Origin of the sequence: Spirilliplanes yamanashiensis (genome assembly GCF_016863475.1) — a bacterium.
Lineage (GTDB): Bacteria > Actinomycetota > Actinomycetes > Mycobacteriales > Micromonosporaceae > Spirilliplanes > Spirilliplanes yamanashiensis.
On record NZ_BOOY01000034.1, the window covers coordinates 1 to 17,783 of the forward strand.

The 17,783-nt window shown below is 73.4% G+C and carries 15 protein-coding genes; 4 read left to right on the top strand and 11 right to left on the bottom strand.

Annotation, left to right across the window (positions count from 1 at the left end):
• Window positions 1–1,046, top strand: a 1,046-nt coding sequence (locus Sya03_RS24200; RefSeq protein WP_203940702.1) for a glycoside hydrolase family 3 protein, incomplete at its 5' end; no start/stop codon positions are given.
• A gap of 63 nt (window positions 1,047–1,109) precedes the next feature.
• Here the strand turns inward: Sya03_RS24200 and Sya03_RS24205 are convergent.
• The 3 genes from Sya03_RS24205 to Sya03_RS24215 form a co-directional block, all read right to left on the bottom strand.
• A complete protein-coding gene (locus tag Sya03_RS24205; protein ID WP_203940703.1) occupies window positions 1,110–2,405 on the bottom strand; it encodes an RICIN domain-containing protein in 1,296 nt (431 codons plus the stop codon).
• 95 nt (window positions 2,406–2,500) lie between these two features.
• On the bottom strand, window positions 2,501–3,967 hold the full coding sequence (locus Sya03_RS24210) for a glycosyl hydrolase family 79 C-terminal domain-containing protein (protein ID WP_203940704.1): 1,467 nt from the start codon (window positions 3,965–3,967) through the stop codon (window positions 2,501–2,503).
• A 102-nt stretch (window positions 3,968–4,069) separates the two neighbouring features.
• On the bottom strand, window positions 4,070–5,305 hold the full coding sequence (locus Sya03_RS24215; protein WP_203940705.1) for an ROK family protein: 1,236 nt from the start codon (window positions 5,303–5,305) through the stop codon (window positions 4,070–4,072).
• Window positions 5,306–5,507: 202 nt separating this feature from the next.
• On the opposite strand from Sya03_RS24215, the gene Sya03_RS24220 reads away from it, so the two are divergent.
• The 3 genes from Sya03_RS24220 to Sya03_RS24230 all read left to right on the top strand — a co-directional run bounded on the left by Sya03_RS24220 (window position 5,508) and on the right by Sya03_RS24230 (window position 9,949).
• Window positions 5,508–7,700, top strand: a complete 2,193-nt coding sequence (locus Sya03_RS24220; protein ID WP_306892182.1) for a pectate lyase-like domain-containing protein — start codon at window positions 5,508–5,510, stop codon at window positions 7,698–7,700.
• Between the two features lie 206 nt (window positions 7,701–7,906).
• Complete coding sequence (locus Sya03_RS24225) at window positions 7,907–9,379, top strand: cellulase family glycosylhydrolase (RefSeq protein ID WP_203940706.1); 1,473 nt, start codon at window positions 7,907–7,909, stop codon at window positions 9,377–9,379.
• Window positions 9,380–9,460: 81 nt separating this feature from the next.
• On the top strand, window positions 9,461–9,949 hold the full coding sequence (locus tag Sya03_RS24230; protein ID WP_203940707.1) for a hypothetical protein: 489 nt from the start codon (window positions 9,461–9,463) through the stop codon (window positions 9,947–9,949).
• Here Sya03_RS24230 and Sya03_RS24235 read toward each other — a convergent pair.
• Genes Sya03_RS24235 through Sya03_RS24270 form a run of 8 tightly spaced genes read right to left on the bottom strand, consistent with a single transcriptional unit; the run spans window position 9,940 to window position 17,706 of the window.
• Window positions 9,940–10,422: a hypothetical protein gene (locus tag Sya03_RS24235; protein WP_203940708.1), complete on the bottom strand. Its 483-nt coding sequence runs from the start codon at window positions 10,420–10,422 to the stop codon at window positions 9,940–9,942. The genes Sya03_RS24230 and Sya03_RS24235 overlap by 10 nt on opposite strands.
• A gap of 10 nt (window positions 10,423–10,432) precedes the next feature.
• A complete protein-coding gene (locus Sya03_RS24240) occupies window positions 10,433–11,188 on the bottom strand; it encodes a sugar phosphate isomerase/epimerase family protein (RefSeq protein ID WP_203940709.1) in 756 nt (251 codons plus the stop codon).
• Entirely contained in the window at window positions 11,185–12,300 is a 1,116-nt protein-coding gene (locus tag Sya03_RS24245) for a hypothetical protein (protein WP_203940710.1), read from the bottom strand. The genes Sya03_RS24240 and Sya03_RS24245 overlap by 4 nt, the downstream gene beginning before the upstream one ends.
• The gene (locus Sya03_RS24250; RefSeq protein ID WP_203940711.1) at window positions 12,294–13,562 is read right to left on the bottom strand and encodes a glucarate dehydratase family protein; all 1,269 of its coding nucleotides are present in this window, start codon (window positions 13,560–13,562) and stop codon (window positions 12,294–12,296) included. Before Sya03_RS24250 ends, Sya03_RS24245 begins: the two co-directional genes overlap by 7 nt.
• Complete coding sequence (locus Sya03_RS24255) at window positions 13,559–14,509, bottom strand: 5-dehydro-4-deoxyglucarate dehydratase (protein ID WP_203940712.1); 951 nt, start codon at window positions 14,507–14,509, stop codon at window positions 13,559–13,561. The genes Sya03_RS24250 and Sya03_RS24255 overlap by 4 nt, the downstream gene beginning before the upstream one ends.
• Before the next feature lie 31 nt (window positions 14,510–14,540).
• On the bottom strand, window positions 14,541–15,428 hold the full coding sequence (locus Sya03_RS24260; protein ID WP_203940713.1) for a carbohydrate ABC transporter permease: 888 nt from the start codon (window positions 15,426–15,428) through the stop codon (window positions 14,541–14,543).
• Window positions 15,425–16,378 (bottom strand): carbohydrate ABC transporter permease, encoded by a 954-nt coding sequence (locus Sya03_RS24265; RefSeq protein ID WP_239107801.1) that lies wholly within the window; start codon window positions 16,376–16,378, stop codon window positions 15,425–15,427. Before Sya03_RS24265 ends, Sya03_RS24260 begins: the two co-directional genes overlap by 4 nt.
• Window positions 16,375–17,706: a sugar ABC transporter substrate-binding protein gene (locus tag Sya03_RS24270; protein ID WP_239107802.1), complete on the bottom strand. Its 1,332-nt coding sequence runs from the start codon at window positions 17,704–17,706 to the stop codon at window positions 16,375–16,377. Before Sya03_RS24270 ends, Sya03_RS24265 begins: the two co-directional genes overlap by 4 nt.
• Window positions 17,707–17,783: the final 77 nt, after the last annotated feature.

Consider the following 17,783-nt stretch of genomic DNA (forward strand, 5'->3'; position numbering starts at 1 on the left):
TCGGCTCGGCGGCGCACCGCCGGGTGGCCCGCCGGGCCGTCGCGCAGTCGCAGGTGCTGCTGCGCAACGACGGCGGCGTGCTGCCGCTGAAGAGGACCGCCAAGGTATACGTGGCCGGCCGCAGCGCGAACGACATCGGCAACCAGTCGGGCGGCTGGACGTGGACGTGGCAGGGCATCTCCGGCCCGATCCAGCCCGGCACCACCATCCTGGAGGGCATCCGCGAGGTCGCCCCGCAGGCGCAGGTCACGTACAGCGCGGACGCGTCGGCGCCGGCCGACGGCAGCGAGGTCGGCGTGGTCGTGGTCGGCGAGACCCCGTACGCGGAGGGCTTCGGCGACGTGGGCGCCCCGCCGTACGCGGACGCGGGCGTGCCGCGCGAGCCGAAGTCGATGGCCCTGCAGCCCGGCGACCAGGCCGTGGTCGACAAGGTCTGCGGCGCCATGCGGTGCATCGTCGTGGTGGTCGCCGGCCGCCCCCAGGTCGTCGGCGACGCGGCGGGCATCGAGGGCCTGGTGGCGGCGTGGCTGCCCGGCACGGAGGGCGCGGGCGTGGCGGACACCCTGTTCGGGCGGCGCCCGTTCACCGGGCAGCTGCCGGTGACCTGGCCGCGCACGCCGGAGCAGCAGCCGATCAACGCGGGCGACGCGGTCTACGACCCGGCGTACCCGTTCGGCTGGGGCCTGCGCACCGACAGCGCCCGGGACCGGCTCACGGCCGCCACGCGCGCGGCCCTGGTGGGCGGCGACCGGCACGTGCGGGCCGCGGTGGCGGACGCGACCGCGGTGCTCGCGGCCCGCAACTGGACCCGGGCCGGCGCGGTGCGGCGACCCGCGGTCGTGGTGGCCGGCCTGAACGACGCCCTCGCCCACCTGGCGAAGGCGAAGCGCGGCGGCGCCGGCTACGCGGCCGAGCTGGTGTCGGTGCTGCGCGACGTGGCGCAGTCCTCGGGCCCGGACTCCCCCGCCCTGCTGGCCGACGCCGACGTGGCGCTGCTGGCCGGTGACGCGGTCCGCGCGGGCGCACTGCTGGCCCGCGCCTCCTGACCCCCGGCAGGGGCCGACGCCCCGCTCCCGCGGCTGCGGGGGCGGGGCGTCGTGCGTGCGGGATCAGGCGGCGGGGACGAGCCGGAACGCCTGGGCGGCGGAGCCGTTGCAGGCGTACTGCACGAGCTGGACGCCGTCGGCGGTGGACGCCGCGGGCACGTCGAGGCACCTGCCGCTGTGCCGGTTGACGAGGCGGTGGTGGCCGTCGCCGAGCGGTTCGGCCCGCCACTGCTGGTTGGCGCCGCCGCCGTACGACCAGAGCTGCACCCGGGCGTTGTCGGCGGCCGACACGTTCGCGACGTCGAGCACCCGGGCGGGGTCGAGGCGGGCGTCCACCCGGGAGTACCCGCCGGAGGTGGCGGTCAGCCGGAACTGCTGGGCCGCGCCGCCGGTGCAGGCGGACTGCTGCACGGCGGTGCCGTCGGCCGCCGCGCCGCCGCGCAGGTCCAGGCACTTGCCGCTGCCCCTGTTGACGACCGAACTCCACGCCGATGGTGGCTCCGCACCGCCGCCGCCGAGCCACAGCAGGCCGTCGATGAGGAAGCGGTTCTGCACCTCGGAGTCGAACGTCGACGACAGGCCCTGGTTGGTGGAGTAGTTCATCGCGTTGTGGCCGAAGTTGGCGTACAGCATCCGGTACTTCGTGTTCGTCCACATGATCGGGTAGTAGCCGCTGCGCCAGGTCTGGTTGGGGTCGGTGCCGACGGGGAAGCTCGACGGGTCGATCGAGCCGAGGACGCGGATGTCGGGGTTGGCCCGCAGGTCGTTGGACCACGAGTACCACTCGCTCACCGCCGAGGTGAAGGTGGCGGGCAGGCGGCGCACGCTGGGGTGCGCGGCGTTCTCGACCCGCATCGTGACCCGGGTCGGCCCCCAGGTGTTGGAGCGGAACGCGCCGGTGCCGAGGAACGTGTTGTGGTACCAGCTCCAGGCCGACGGGTTCGTGGTGAACGCGGTGACGTGGAAGCCCAGCCAGGCGCCGCCGGAGCGCATGTACTGCTCGAACGCGGGGCGCTGGGCGGCCGGCGGCGCGTCGTCGAGGAACATGACCACCCTGTACTGGGCCAGGTTGCCGGCGTTGAGCCGGCTCCAGTCGGTGGTCGACTCCCACTGGAAGCCGTTGGCGGCCGCGGCCTGCGGGAACCACCGGTTGGCCTCGCGCACGAAGTTGATGTGCGCCGCGTCCCAGGTCCCGTTGTAGAAGGCGAGCACCTTGAAGGCGGGGGCCGCCGCGCGCGGCGCCGGGCCGGCCTGGGTCCATCCGGCGTTCGGGCTCACCGCCACCAGGCCCGCCGCCGCGGCCAGCGCGGTCACCAGTCCGAGCCGCCGCGCGGCCCGGGACTTCCATCGTCCGAACATCGGTTTCCTCCGTGCCACCATTGCATTGATGCAGGTCAATGCAATGGTGGCACGGTTATTTCAAGCATTCAACGAAGGTGCGAGGTTCCGCAACCTCACCGGTCCAGCGTGACGACCGCGGCCGAGCCGGCGGCCAGCTCGACGGTCAGCGCCCCGCTGCGCACCGGCACCCGGTCGGCCGGGCCGGGCTTCAGCCGCCCCAGGTGGTCGACCGTGGCGCCCTGCACCGCGGTGTCCACACCGGCCAGGCTGCTGCCGGTCATCCGGATCACCTGCGCCGCACGGTTGCGGCCGCCGACCGAGACGCTCACGGCCACCGGCCCGGCGGACGGGTCCTCCTTGGAGATGACCGCGAGGCGCAGCCGGCCGTCCCTGCCCTTGACCGCGTACGCCGTGACGTTGCGGTCGGTGGTCAGCGTGACCGGCAGGAAGTGGCCCGAACCGAGCTGGCGCGCCATCCACAGGCCGTAGTAGATCGGCATGACCTTGTAGATCTGGGCGAGCTCGCCCGCCTTGCTGGCGGCGCAGATCGGGGTGTAGATCTGCCACTTGCCGTTCCAGATCGGCTGGTCGCACACGCCGAGCCCGCCGTGGAAGTTGAGCCCCGCAACGCCGGCCTGCCCGAGCTGGAGGCTGTAGTCCAGCGCCCACAGTGCCGAGCCGTGCTTGTTGCTGACGCCGTCGATGCCGCCGCCCCACGCCGAGTTGGTCTCGTCGAGGCGCAGCGGGATGCCCAGCGCCTTGGCGGCGTCGAGGTTCGGCGTGATCGTGCGCAGTTGCTTGTCGTAGGTGTCGCGCGACAGCAGCCGCTCCATCGTGCCGGTCGGGTCCATCGCGTACTGGTGCAGCATGACCTGGCTCAGCCGGTCGTTCGCGTCCCTGGCGAGGTTGGCGGCCCACACCGAGTTCGGCGCGGCGGCGTCCGGCCCGGCGAGCGGGATCGCCGGGCCGACCGCGGCGGCGCACGCCTGGAAGTCCTTGAGGTAGTCGGCGTAGGAGAACCCGGCCGGCCGGAAGCCCTTGCCGACCCACTGGTCGGGCTCGTTGCCGCACTCGGCGGCGACCAGCCGCTTGCCGAGCACCCTGGTCATGACCTTCGCCTGGTCGGCGGCCGCGGCGGCGTCCCACCGGCCGAGGTTGATGCCGATCTCGGTCTTCCAGTCGGTGGCGTCGAGGAAGTCGTCGAGGCGCTCGATGTCGGAGCGGGTCACGACGTGCTGGAGCCACTCCGGGTGCGGCTGGGGCATGGCCCGGCCCTCGGGCAGCCAGATGCCGTCGCGGTCGAGGGTGTTGCCCGCGATCCGGACGTTGCTCGGCCCGAGGGTCTTGAACAGCTGCACCATGTTGCCCTTGCGGGCGTCCAGGTTGCCGATGCCGAGCTCGCGCATCTCGAACGACAGGCCGACGAGGTCGGCCGGCAGCGGGCCGCCCGCCTTCGTGAAGTCGACCACGACCGAGGCGGTGCCGGTGGCGGCGGCGGAAGCGGGGGGCGCGGCGGCCCCGGCGGTCAGGAACAGGGCAAGGCCGGCAACGACGGCGCTGCCGGCACGCAGTGTGCGCATGTGCATCTCCATGTCGCGATGGGCCGGGGGCGCGCGCCACCGGCGGGGGCGTCCATCGCAGACAACGTAATGCTCAAGACACAGATGCGAAACCCCTACCTGTCACGCGTCCACATATGTGAACGCGGCGGCGGACTCGCGCGGGTCCGCGCCGCGGGCCAGGAGGTCCGCGACGGGCAGCGTGGCCGCGCCGAAGGCGATCGCGTCCGGGCCGAGTTTCGCCAGCTCGATCGTCGCCTGGCCGAACGGGTGCGGCAGGGCGCCCGCCTGCGCCGCCGCCCGAATGCGCGGCAGCAGCCGCTCGCCCAGCGCCAGGCCGGTGAAGCCGCCGAGCACCACCCGCTCCGGGTTCAGCAGGTTGACGAGGTTGGCGATGCCGTCGCCGAGCATGCCGGCCACCTCGTCGACGAACGCCGCCACCGCCGGGTCGTCCGCCGCGGCCGCGACGATCGCCCGGATCCGCGCGTCCGCGTCGCCGTCCAGGGTCAGGCCCGTGCCCAGCTCCGCGAACCGGTCGAGGATGGCGTCCGCACCGACGTAGGCCTCCAGGCAGCCACGCGCGCCGCACCGGCACGGCCGGCCCCCGTACACGCAGGTGGTGTGGCCCCACTCGCCGGCGCTGCTGCTGATGCCGCGCAGGATCGCGCCGTTGTTGACCAGGGCGGCGCCGACGCCCGAGCCGACGAGCACGATCACCGCGTGCCGGGCGCCGCGGCCGGAGCCGAACCACATCTCGGCCTGGCCCTGGGTCTTGGCGCCGTTCTCCACGTACAGCGGCAGCTCGACGCCGCGGTCGCGCAGCAGCTGCTCGAGGCGGACCGCGTCCCAGCCGACCGTCGGGGCGTGCACGACGGCGGACGACTCGTGGTCGACCGTGCCGGGCACGCCGATGCCGGCGGCGAGCACCTTCGCCGGGGCCACCCCGGCGGCCGGCACGATGGCGGCGAGCGCCTTGGCGATGTGGTCGGCGACCGCTCCCGGGTCGAACGGCGCGGGCGGCATCGGCTCCTCGACGGTGGCCCGGCGGGTCATCGACAGGTCGAACAGTTCCGCCCGGATGCCCGTCTCGGCCAGCTCGACGCCGACCACGTAGCCGTAGTCGGGGTCCACGCGCAGCAGCACCCGCGGCCGGCCGCCGTCGGACTCGACCTGACCGGCCTCGACGACCAGCCGCTCGTCGATGAGCTCGGCGGTGACGTTGCTGGCGGTCGCCGCGCTCAGCCCGGTCATGCCGCTGAGCTCGAGCCGGCTCAGCGGCCCCTCGAAGAACAGTCTCGACAGCAGGATCGAGCGGTTGCGTCGCCTGATGTCACGGACGGTCGTCTTCTTCGCTTCCATCGCTCTCCTGCCCCGGGCCGACGCTCAGGGTAAGGCCTGGCGCCGTGAAAGCGCTCTCCCGCCCCCTGAGGTTCCGGAACCACGGTTTTAGTTAAGGACGTTAATTTACGCCTTGCAGCCGGTTCCGGGGCGAGTTGATAATGGGCGCCCGTCTATCGCCCCCTACCCCCGCCGCTGCCCCCAGCGGCCTTGGAGGGTTTCCGTGCCTGACACTCCCCCCTCGCCTCCCGCCCGCCGCCGCTGGCGCAGGCCCGTCCTGGCCGTCCTCGCGACCGGCGTGCTCGGCGCCGGATTCGCCGTCGCCGGCATGACCGGCGCCCACGCCGCCACCACCGGCGCCATCGTCGGCCACGCCGCCAAGTGCGCCGACGTGGCCGGCGCGAACAGCGCCAACGGCACCGCCGTGCAGCTCTGGACCTGCAACGGCACCGGCGCCCAGACCTGGACCGTCGGCAACGCCGACGACAGCGTCCGCGCGCTCGGCAAGTGCCTCGACGTGGCCTCGGCGTCGACCGCCAACGGCGCCCGTGTTCAGCTGTACGACTGCAACGGCACCAACGCGCAGAAATGGACAGCCGACAATGGCCGACTTCGCAACACCGGTTCGGGCAAGTGCCTGGACGCCACCGGCGTGAGCAGCGCCGACGGCACCCCGCTGCAGCTCTGGGACTGCACGACGGGCGCGAACCAGCGCTGGACGCTGCCCACCGGCGGCACCCCGCCGACCAGCCCGCCCCCCAGCGAGCCCGGCACACCCCAGAACCCCGACCTCGGGCCGAACGTCTTCGTCTACGACCCGTCGACGCCGCAGGCCACCATCCAGAACCGGCTGAACACCATCTTCACGCAGATGGAGAGCAACCAGTTCGGCAGCCAGCGGTACGCCGTGCTGTTCAAGCCGGGCACCTACAACGTCAACGCGAACGTCGGCTACTACACCCAGGTCGCCGGCCTGGGCCTGTCGCCGGACGACGTGACCATCAACGGCTCCGTGCACGTCGAGGCCGACTGGTTCCAGGGCAACGCCACGCACAACTTCTGGCGCGCGGCCGAGGGCCTGTCGGTCAACCCGACCGGCGGCACCGACCGGTGGGCCGTGTCGCAGGCGTCGTCGTACCGGCGCATGCACGTGCGCGGCAACCTGCAGCTCGACGACGGCGGCTGGTCCAGCGGCGGCTTCATGGCCGACACCCGCGTCGACGGCCAGGTGCGCTCCGGCAGCCAGCAGCAGTGGCTGTCGCGCAACACCGACTGGGGCAGCTGGACCGGCTCCAACTGGAACATGGTGTTCGTCGGCGCCCTCAACGCGCCCGCCGGCACCTTCCCGAACCCGCCGTACACCCGGGTCGCGCAGGCCCCGGTGATCCGGGAGAAGCCGTTCCTGTACGTCGACGCCCGCGGCGGCTACAACGTGTTCGTCCCGGCGCTGCGCAGCAACGCGGCCGGCACCACCTGGCGCAACCAGGCGCCGCAGGGCCAGTCGCTGCCGATCGGCCAGTTCCACGTCGTCAAGGCCGGCGCCACCGCGGCCAGCATCAACGCCGCCCTGGCCCAGGGCAAGGACCTGCTCGTCACGCCGGGCATCTACCGGCTCAACGAGACGCTGCGGATCACCCGGCCGAACACGGTCGTGCTGGGCCTCGGCCTGGCGACGTTCATGCCGGAGAACGGCATCACCGCCGTCAGCGTCGCCGACGTGCCCGGCGTGAAGATCGCCGGCCTGCTCATCGACGCCGGGCAGGTCAACTCGCCGCTGCTGATGGAGGTCGGCCCGACCGGCTCCTCGGCGAACCACGCCGCCAACCCGACCTCGCTGCACGACGTGTACTTCCGGATCGGCGGCGCCGCCGTCGGCCGGGCCACGGAGAGCCTGCGGATCAACAGCGACAACGTGATCGGCGACCACCTGTGGATCTGGCGCGGCGACCACTCGCACGGCATCGGCTGGAACCTCAACACGGCCGACCGCGGGCTGGTGGTCAACGGCGACAACGTCACCATGTATGGCCTGTTCGTCGAGCACTACCAGAAGTACCAGACCACCTGGAACGGCAACGGCGGCCGGACGTACTTCTACCAGAACGAGCTGCCGTACGACCCGCCGAACCAGGCAGCCTGGATGAACGGCTCCACCCGGGGCTACGCCGCGTACAAGGTCGCCGACAGCGTGACCTCGCACGAGGCCTGGGGCCTGGGCAGCTACGCGTTCTTCAGCGCCAACCCGAGCGTCGTGGCCGACCGGGCGTTCGAGGTGCCGAACAACCCGAACGTGCGCTTCCACAACATGGTGACGGTGTCGCTCGGCGGCACCGGCACGATCGCGCGGGTCATCAACAACACCGGGCCGACGGCGAACTCCGCCAGCAACGTCGCCACCCTGGTGAACTACCCCTGACCGGCCCCGTCGTCAGCTGACGACGGCCGCGGACGGCGGCGCAGCGGCTTCCACAGAGCCGCTGCGCCGCTTTTTTTCATGTCTTCATTAAGTCCTTGACCTGGCGCTCCCGGCCTTCCTAATATCGACCTGCTTCAGTTAGGCAATAGTCCTAACAATCTTGGAAGCGCACCCCTCCCCCCTTCCTCAGCGACAAGGAAGCGCGCATGAAGAAACCCAGAGTCCGCACCCAGGTCGCGGGGCTGGCCGCCGCCGGCCTGGTCGCCGCCGGCCTCGTCTTCGTCACCGGAGCCGAGGCCGCCACCACCGTGTACGAGGCCGAGACGGCCACCATCACGGGCGGCGTCGTGGAGTCCAACCACGCCGGTTTCTCCGGCAGCGGCTTCGTCAACGGCGACAACGCCGCCGGCAGCGGCGTGCAGTGGTCCACCCAGGCCGCCGCCGGCACCGCCACCCTGCGGTTCCGCTTCGCCAACGGCACCGCGGCCAACCGCCCGATGCGCATCACCGTCAACGGCACCGTCGTGAACGCCGCCCTCGCGTTCGCCGGCACCGGCGCCTGGTCCACCTGGCAGGAGGCCACCGTCACGGCCACCCTGCGGGCCGGCGCCAACACCGTCCAGGCTACGGCCACCACCGCCACCGGCGGCCCCAACCTCGACCGGCTCACCGTCGTCGACGGCGGCACCACTCCCCCGCCCGCCCCCACCACGACGGCCGCCCCGCCGCCCACGAACGGCACCCCGGTCGGCATCAACGGCCAGCTGCGCGTCTGCGGCCTCAAGCTGTGCAACCAGTACGGCAAGCCCATCCAGCTGCGCGGCATGAGCACCCACGGCCTGCAGTGGTACCCGCAGTGCGTCAACAACGCCTCGATCGACGCCCTCGCCAAGGACTGGGGCGCCGACCACCTGCGCCTGTCGATGTACATCCAGGAGGGTGGCTACGAGACCAACCCGCGGCTGTTCACCGACCGCATGCACACCCTGATCGAGCAGGTCAGCGCCCGCGGCATGTACGTCGTCGTGGACTGGCACCAGCTCACCCCGGGCGACCCGAACGCCAACCTGGCCCGCGCCCGCACGTTCTTCACCGAGATCGCCCAGCGCCACGGCAACAAGCCGAACATCCTGTACGACGTGGCCAACGAGCCCAACGGCACCCCGTGGCCGCGCATCAAGCAGTACCACGAGGCGATCATCCCGACGATCCGCGCGATCGACCCCGACTCGGTCATCCTGCTCGGCACCCACGGCTGGGGCTCGCTCGGCATCTCCGACGGCGGCAGCCCGAACGACGTGATCAACAACCAGGTGAACGCGTCGAACATCATGTACACGTTCCACTTCTACGCCGGCTCGCACGGCACGAACTACCTCAACGCCCTGTCCACCGCCGCCGACCGCATCCCGGTCTTCGTCACCGAGTTCGGCACCCAGACCGCCTCCGGCGACGGCGCGAACAACTTCGCCCGCTCCCAGCAGTACCTCGACCTGATGGCCCAGAAGAAGATCAGCTGGACCAACTGGAACTACTCCGACGACGGCCGCACCGGCGCCGTCTTCACCCCGGGCACCTGCCCGGGCGGCCCGTTCGCCGGCACGTCCCGCCTCAAGCCGGCGGGCGTCTGGGTCCGCGACCACATCAAGAACCCGGCGGACAACTTCCCCAGAAGCTGACCCGCCACGGCCCCGAGGCCCCCGCACGCATCCGGCGCGCGGGGGCCGCACCGCACCCCCGACGCCCGGCACAATGACCCGATGCCTCCCACCCCCGCCGAGGTGCGGCGTCTCCTGCACGCCCTGGACGACCCGGACAACCTCGAGTTCCCGGCGAGCCACCACCACCGCCGGGCCCGGCACGCCTTCGGCCGGCTGGCCCAGCGGCTCGACGCCGACCTCGGCGGCCGGTGCCGGGTGGACCGCGACGTGCAGGACGCGAGCCTGCACGGCCGCATCGAGGTCCCCGCGTCCGTTGCCGCCACCGGCAGGCAGCTCGTCATCAGCGTGAGCAACTTCGGCGGGCTCGCCGTCCTCTCGGTCGACAACCCCGGGGTCTGGACCGACGCCGAGGCCGCCGCTCTGCTGCACCCCGGCGACGCGCGGCGCGTCGAGGCCGCGCTGGCCGACCTCGGCTACACCCTGATCCCGGAGGACCCGCTCTGGGAGCGCTACGACGGCAGCTGCGACCCTCGCGTCTTCGGTGGTTCGGCCGGGACGTGGTGGGACCGCTACTTCGACTACTTCTGAGCGGGGCGCGTCGCGGCGGCCGCCGCCGCGTAGGACGCCAGGCCCGCGGCCGCGTACACCCAGACCTGGGTCGCCAGCCCGGACCCGGCCCAGGCGACGGCCAGCAGCGCGCACCCCAGCAGCCCCCACGCGCCGAGCGTGACGAGCCAGGCCGGGCGCACCCCCAGCAGCCGCAGCCCGGCCCAGGACACCGCGGGCACGACGACGAGGTGGGCGGCGGCGGCGAGAACCAGGGCGCCCGCCTCGGGTTTGGCGCCGGGGGCGTCGTTCGTGCGCACCTCGTGCCAGTACGCCGCGACGAGCCCGGCGGCGAGGGCCGTGGCCAGGGCGGCGCCGAGGGCGGCGGCGCGGGCGGTCCGGGCGGCGGTGGACCGGGTGGGTGCGGGCGCGGGCCGGCGCCGGGCCGCGATCAGGGCCCAGGCGGCCGTCGCCACGGCCGGCGGAATCGCCGGGAGGAGGTCGGCCGGTGCCACCTGATCGACGCTAGCCCAGCAGCGCGCGCAGCGTGACCGCATCCGTGAGGACCTGCACCGGGTCGTCGCCGGCGGCGAACTCCAGGCTGGCGTAGCGGTCGCCGGGGGCCGACGCGGCGATGGGCAGCCACGCCGACCACTGTTCGCGGTGGGCGCTCAGGGGCAGCCTCCGCCGGTCGGGCAGCCAGGCGAAGACGTGCAGGTTGGCCAGGTCGGGCAGCAGGGCGGTGAGGTCGCCGGCGTTCTCGGCCAGCGACCGTTCGGGCTGCGGCTGCCACAGGCTGCGCACGCCCGCGCCGCGCAGCTCGGCCAGCAGCTCGGCGGTGGCGGCGCGGGTGTCGGTGAGGGTCTGGCGGTGGTACTCCAGGACCAGGCCGATGCCGGCGTCGGCGGCCATCGCGGCCACCCGCAGGGCGTCGTCGCGGACGGCGGCGCGGTAGCCGGGGTCGGCGTCGGCGCTGCCGCGGCGGCCCGCCCAGACGCGGATGGCCGGGGCGCCGAGGCGGGCGGCGCTGGCGACGACGGCGGCGGCGTCCAGCTCGCCGGGGTGGCCGAGGCGGTAGTACGAGCCGTACGCGGACACGGCCAGGCCGGCGCGGTACGTCAGCCCGGCGACCCGGGCGGCGGCGGCCAGGTCGCCGTGCGGGACGTGCACGTCGCCGCCCCACTCGATCGCGGCGAGGCCCGCCATCTCCGCCAGCGCCACCACCCGGTCGGCGTGCAGGTGCCGCAGGGTGACCGAGACGAGCCCGGGCAGCAGCGTCATCGGACGGCGTCGAGCACGTCGCCGAACAGCACCTGCCGCCAGGCCGGGGCCAGGCCGAGGTGGTAGAGGCTGAGCCGGGACGCGCCGGCGTCGCGCAGCCGCCGGGCGTGCGCGACGAGGGTCTCGCCGTCGGCGTCGGACAGCACCGTCACGTACGCGTCGACGGGCCGGCCGTGCTTGGCGGCCGCGGCGACCAGCTCGGCGGTCTCCGGGCCGGTCGGCCAGGCCGGCACGAGCAGCGCGTCGACGTCGTCGGCGGCGGACGGGGTGAGCCCGGGCGACGGGCCGGTGGCCCACGGGTCGGGGCTGGCGTGCAGGGTGACGGGGACGCCGGGGGCGGCGGCCCGCACCGCGGCGAGCACCTCGGCGCGCAGGGCGTCGGTGTGCGCCTGGCGCACCGCCAGCAGCACCGCGTCGTCGAACGGCGGCGCGCCGGCCGTCCGCGCGCCCCGGCGCAGGGCGGCGACGAGCGCCTCGTCGTCGGCGCCGGCCGCCCGCCACGCCGCCCGGCACGCCGCGCAGCAGCACACCGACAGCAGCCGGCGGGCCTCGGCGGTCCACGCCCCGGCGGTCTTCTCGTGGTGGCCGAGGTGGTCGACGCCGAGCTGCCCGCACGCCTCCAGCGACACCGCGTCGACGGGGGCGCCGCGCAGCGCCTCCGCCGCCAGCGTCGCCGCGTACCGGCGCACCTCGGGGTGGGCGGGGCACAGCGCGTACGGGTAGGACTCGCCGAAGCAGTTCACGACGGCCACCCGCGGGTGCGCCAGGCCGAGCCGGGTGCTGTGGGTCAGCACGATCCACGCGGTGACCTTCAGGCCGGCCGCGCGCAGCAGCCCGGCGGCGGCGCCGAACGGGTCGGGCTCGGCCAGCCAGTCGGGGGCGGCGGGGGTGAGCAGGTGGCCGTCCCACGCCTCCGGGCGCACCGGGCGGTACAGGGCGGCGTACCGGGCGTCGACGACCTGCCGGTGCGGGTGCAGGGGGGTGGCGGCGCGCGTGCTGTGGTACGTCGCCGCCAGCGTCACCGTGCCCAGCCCGGCCCGGCGCACCCGGCCGGGGAACTCCGGGTCGCCGAGCACGTCCCACGGGTACGCGTGCCCGCTCGCCGTCACCATCGGGGCCTCTTCTTCTCGTAGCCGGGCTGGAACCGGCGCAGGTAGCCGGTGTCGTCGCGCTCGCGGATGCCGCACGCGAGGTAGTCGGCGTGCATCCGGGCGAGCGCGTCCGGGTCGAGCGTGACGCCGAGGCCGGGGGCGTCCGGCACGGCCACCGCGCCGCCGTCGAAGGCGAGCGGGTCGGCGAGCACGTCGGCGCCGAGCTGCCACGGCGTGTGCGTGTCGACGTCGTAGGTGAGGTTGGGGGTGGCCGCGCCGAGGTGCACCATGGCGGCCAGGCTGATGCCGAGGTGGCTGTTGGAGTGCATGGACAGCCCGAGGCCCCAGGTGCGGCAGATGGTGGCGAGCCGCGCCGACTCGGTGAGCCCGCCCCAGTAGTGGTGGTCGGACAGCACCACCTGCACCGAGTCGCGGGCCACCGCCTCGGGCAGGTCGCCGAACTCGACGACGCACATGTTGGTGGCCAGCGGCATCGGCGCCTTCGCGGCGACCTCCGCCATGCCGGCCAGCCCGGGCGTCGGGTCCTCCAGGTACTCCAGCAGCCCGTCGGTCTCGGCGGCCACCCGGATGGACGTCTCGACCGTCCACGCGCAGTTGGGGTCGAGCCGCAGCGGGTGCTCCGGGAACGCCGCGCGCAGCGCCCGGACGGCGGCGATCTCCTCGTCGGGGGCGAAGACGCCGCCCTTGAGCTTGAGCGACCGGAAGCCGTACCGCTGCACCATCCGCCGGGCCTGGTCGACGATCCCGGCGGGGTCGAGGGCCTCGCCGTAGGCGTCCGGCTCGGCGCCGGGGTGCGCGGCCCACTTGTAGAACAGGTAGCCGCTGAACGGCACCCGGTCGCGCACCCGCCCGCCGAGCAGGTCCACCACCGGCCGCCCGGTGGCGTGGCCCTGCAGGTCGAGCAGCGCCACCTCGAACGGCGACACCACCCGGGCCAGGGTCTTGGCGGCGCTGGACGGGCCGGTGAGCCCGTGCCGGTCGGGGGCGTCCACGACGCCGACGGCCGCGGCGACGCGCTCGCGCAGCCCGTTGAGGTCGAACACGTCGAGGCCGCGCAGCGCGGCGGCGGCCCGGCCGAGCAGCTCCAGGTGCGGCGCGTCGCCGTACGTCTCGCCGAGGCCGACCGACCCGTCGGCGGCGTGCACCTGCACGACCGCCCGCAGCGCCCACGGCTGGTGGATGCCCGCCGAGTTGAGCAGCGGCGGGTCGGGGAACGCGATCGGCGTGACGGTGACGCGCGCGACGCCGAGGGCGGCCGTCACGCGGCGACCTCGGACGCGACCAGCGGGGTGGTGACCCGGCGCAGCGCCGCCCGCCCGGCCTCGATGAGGGCCGCGAGCTGCTCGACGTGCTCGGGTGCCGCGTCGACCAGCGGCGGGCGCACCGAGCCCATCGGCAGCCCGGCCAGGATCGCGCCGGCCTTGGGCAGGGCGACCGCGTACCCGGCGACCTTGTCGCGCAGCGCCACCAGCGGCAGGTAGAACTCGGCGAGCAGGGTGCGGGTGACCAGCTCGTCGCCGGCGACGTGGGCGCGGTGGAAGGCGGTGGCGAGGTCGGGCACGAAGCACAGCGCCGCCGACGAGTAGCTCGGCACCCCGATGGCCCGGTACGCCGTCGCGGACACCTCGGCGGTGGGCAGCCCGTTGAGGAAGCCGAACCCCTCGGCGCGCGGGTGGCCGCTGCCGCGCACGGTGGTGACCAGGCGGGTCATCGCGTCGACGTCGCCGCGGCCGTCCTTGATGCCGGCCACGGTGGGGATGTCGAGCAGGGCGAGGGCGGACGCCGGGTCGAGCACCGCGTTGGCGCGCTGGTAGACGACCAGCGGCAGCCCGGTCGCCCCGGCGACGTACGCGACGTGCCGGATGAGGCCGGCGGGCGTGGAGGTCACCAGGTACGGCGGGAGCAGCAGCAGCCCGTCCGCGCCGCACTCGGCGGCGGCGCGGGCGAACTCGCGGGCCTGCTGCGGCCCGCCGCCAGCCCCGGCGACGACGGGCAGCCGGCCGTTCGACTCGCGGACGGCGGTGCGCACGACGCGGCGGTACTCGTCGAGGTTGAGCGCGGTGTACTCGCCGGTGCCGCAGGCCACGAAGAGCCCGGCCGGGCCCGCCGCGATCTGTTGCGCGACGTGGTCCGCCAGCACGCCGGTGTCGACCTCGTCGTCGGGGGTGAACGGCGTGAGCGGGAAGGAGAGCAGGCCGTGCAGAAGCATGGGAGTCCTTGTCTTCTCAACAGGTCGGGCGTCAGCCCTTGACGGCGCCGGCGGTGAGGCCCTTCATGAACTGCCGCTGCAGGGCGAGGAACGCGATGACCGACGGCAGCAGGGCGAGCAGCGACGCGGCGAGCAGCACGCCGAGGCCGGCCTGCTCGTCGGTGCGCAGGGTGCGCAGCGCGAGCGGCAGGGTGAACTGGCCGGCGTCCTGGGCCACCAGCAGCGGGAGCATGTACTGGTCCCAGATCATCGTGAAGCCGAAGATGCCGACGACGCCGAGCGCGGGCCGGCACAGCGGCAGCACGATGGTCCACAGGATCCGCAGGTCGCCGGCCCCGTCGATGCGGGCGGCCTCCTCCAGCTCCAGCGGGATCTCCTTCATGAACTCGGTCATGACCAGGATGGAGAACGCCCAGGCGGCGACCGGGATGATCATGCCGGCGAGGGTGCCGATGAGGTTGACGTGCACGATCGGCACGTCGGCGAGCACCAGCGACAGCGGGATCGCCAGGATCTCCTCGGGCAGCATCATCGTGGACAGGATCAGCAGCAGCACCAGGCGCATGCCCGGGAACCTGTGCCGCGCGAGGGCGTACGCGGCGGACACGCTGACCAGGATCTGCAGCAGCAGGCCCAGGCCGACCACGATGAACGAGTTCGCCAGGTAGCGCAGCACGCCCCGGTCGAACGCGGCGGTGAAGTTGTCCAGCGTCAGCGTCTCGGGCCACAGGGTGAGCCGGCTCGGGTCGGCGACGGGGCTGAACGCGCCCACCATGAGCGCGACGAGCGGTCCGGCGAACACGGCGACGAGCACGACGTACAGGACGATCTGGATGAGGCGGGCGACCGGCCCGCGCTGGGCGGTGAAGCCCAGCGCGGAGTCGAACCGGTCCGCGCGCGCCGGCGGGCGGGTCTTCATCGGGAGTCCTTCCGGCGGAACGCCTGCACGGCGAGCGTCAGCACGACGGTCGCGCCCAGCAGGACCATCGATCCGGCCGCGGCGACGCCGAGCTCGTTGCGTTCCAGGCCGAGCTTGTAGATGAGGGTCATGAGCACCTCGGTGGAGCCGTTGGGCCCGCCGTTGGTGAGCAGGAAGATCTCGGTGAAGACGCGCAGCCCGCGGATGGCGGCGAGGGTGAACAGGATCGCGAACACCGGGCGCAGCGCCGGCATCGTGACGTGCCAGAACCGCCGCATCGGTCCGGCGCCGTCCGCCGCGGCCGCCTCGTACAGGGTGCGGTCGACGCCGGCCAGGCCGGCGATGAAGATCATCATGTCGTACGGGGCGCCGCGCCAGATGCCGACGGCCATGACCGACCACAGCGACGTGTCCTCGGCGTTGAGGAATTGCGACGGTCCCATGCCGAACCAGCTCAGCACGTTGTTGAGCATGCCGTCGGGAGCCGGGTAGTAGATCACCCGCCAGACCTCCGCGACGACCGCCATCGCGGCGACCGTGGGCAGGAAGACGGCGGTGCGGACGAACCACAGGTGCCGCGCCGCGCCCTCGAGCAGCAGCGCGAGCAGCAGTCCGATGGCGAGCGAGCCGCCGGTCTGGCCGACCGCGAGGACGATCGTGTGCCAGATGGCGTCGCGGAAGGCCTCGTCGGTGACCACCTGGGAGTAGTTCTCCCCGCCGACCCACCGGTCGCCCAGGTACGGGCGCACCTCGTGGAAGCTCATCTCGATGGCGCGGGCCATCGGCACGAACTTGAAGACGGCGAACAGGATCAGCGCGGGCAGCAGGAACAGCCAGGGCAGCAGCCGGCGCGTCCAGGCGACGCGCCGCTTGCTCCGCGGGGAGGGGCGCGCCGGCGCGCCCGGGGCCGGAGCCCCGGAACGCGCCGGCGCCACGCGGGTGGTGGTCACCCCTTGACCTCTTGCTTGGTCAGCTCGGCGGTGAACGTCTCGGCGAGCTTGTCCAGCGTGGCCTTCGTGTCGGAGGCGCAGTCGGCGAAGATCGCGTTCATGGCGTCGGCCGAGCTCTGCCGGAACGGCGTCCAGTCCGGGACGGCGGGGGTGTAGCGGCCGGCCGTCTTGTAGATCTCGTCGAACACCTGCCAGCGGGCGTCCTGGCGGACGTTCGCGAGCTGCACCGTGGAGTTGACCGGCAGCCGCACGATGTTGCCGGCGGTGTCACCGGCCATGCCGACGGTCTGGCCCTCGGTGGACACCGCGTACTCGGCGAACTTCTTCTGGCCGTCCTCGTTCTTGGAGCCGGCCATCAGGTACACGTTCTCGCCCTCGGCGAGCGACGACGCCTTGCCGCCCGGCCCGGCCGGGAGCGCGACGACCTCGTACTTCTCCTTGCCGAGCGCCTTGTCGAACCGGGCCATGTTGTACGGGCCGGTGAAGTAGATGCCGCCCTTGCCGGACTCGAACACCTGGTGGGCCTGGGTGGTCTCCATGGTGATCGCGCCGGGGACGACCGTCTTGTCGGTGCAGAACTGGCCCTTGAGGTGGTCGACGGCCTCGACGGCCTGCGGGCTGTTCACCGCGGTGGTGAACTTGCCCGGCTCACCGGTGAGGAAGTCGCCGCCGGCCGACCACAGGAAGCTGGTGGCGTACCAGGACGTGTAGCCGCGCTTGGTGGAACCGGGGATGACGTAGCCGTAGGTGTCGGCCTTGCCGTTGCCGTCCGGGTCCTCCTTCGTGAACTGGACGGCGAGCTTGTCGAGCTCCTCCCACGAGGTGGGGGCCTCGGCGCCGACCTTCTCGCGCCAGTCGGAGCGGATGAACAGCGCGAACGACTGGGCGGAGAACGGGACGGCGTAGTGCTTGCCGTCGGCGCCCTTGGCGGCGTCCCAGGCGATCGGGCTGAGGTCGCCGCTGCCGGCCAGGCCGGCCCGGTCGACCTCGCGCACGAGCCCCTGCTTGACGAGGCTGCCGAGCTGGGCGGTGTCGTTGATGACGATGTCGGGGAGCTGCTTCTGGGCGGCGGCCTGCTGGAGCTTCGTCTCGAAGTCCTCGAAGAGGGCCGTCACCTGGGTGGGCACGCCACTGGCTGCGGTGAACTTCGCGGCGAGGTCCTTGGCGGTCTGCTCGGTCGGCGAGCCCGGGGGCTTGCGGATCCAGATCTGCAGTGGCGCCTTCGCGTCCTGTCCGGGCTCGTCCGTCCCGCAGGCGGCCATGCCGCCTGCGACCAGGGCGAGAGCGAGCAGAGCGCCGATGCCGCGGGGGGCGATACGGTCGGTCACGCTTCTGCCTCCTGTCCAAGTATGTGGATGGTCTCCGTGAATGTGTTTGGCTAGCACGGCCAAGTTAGCGTCCGGTA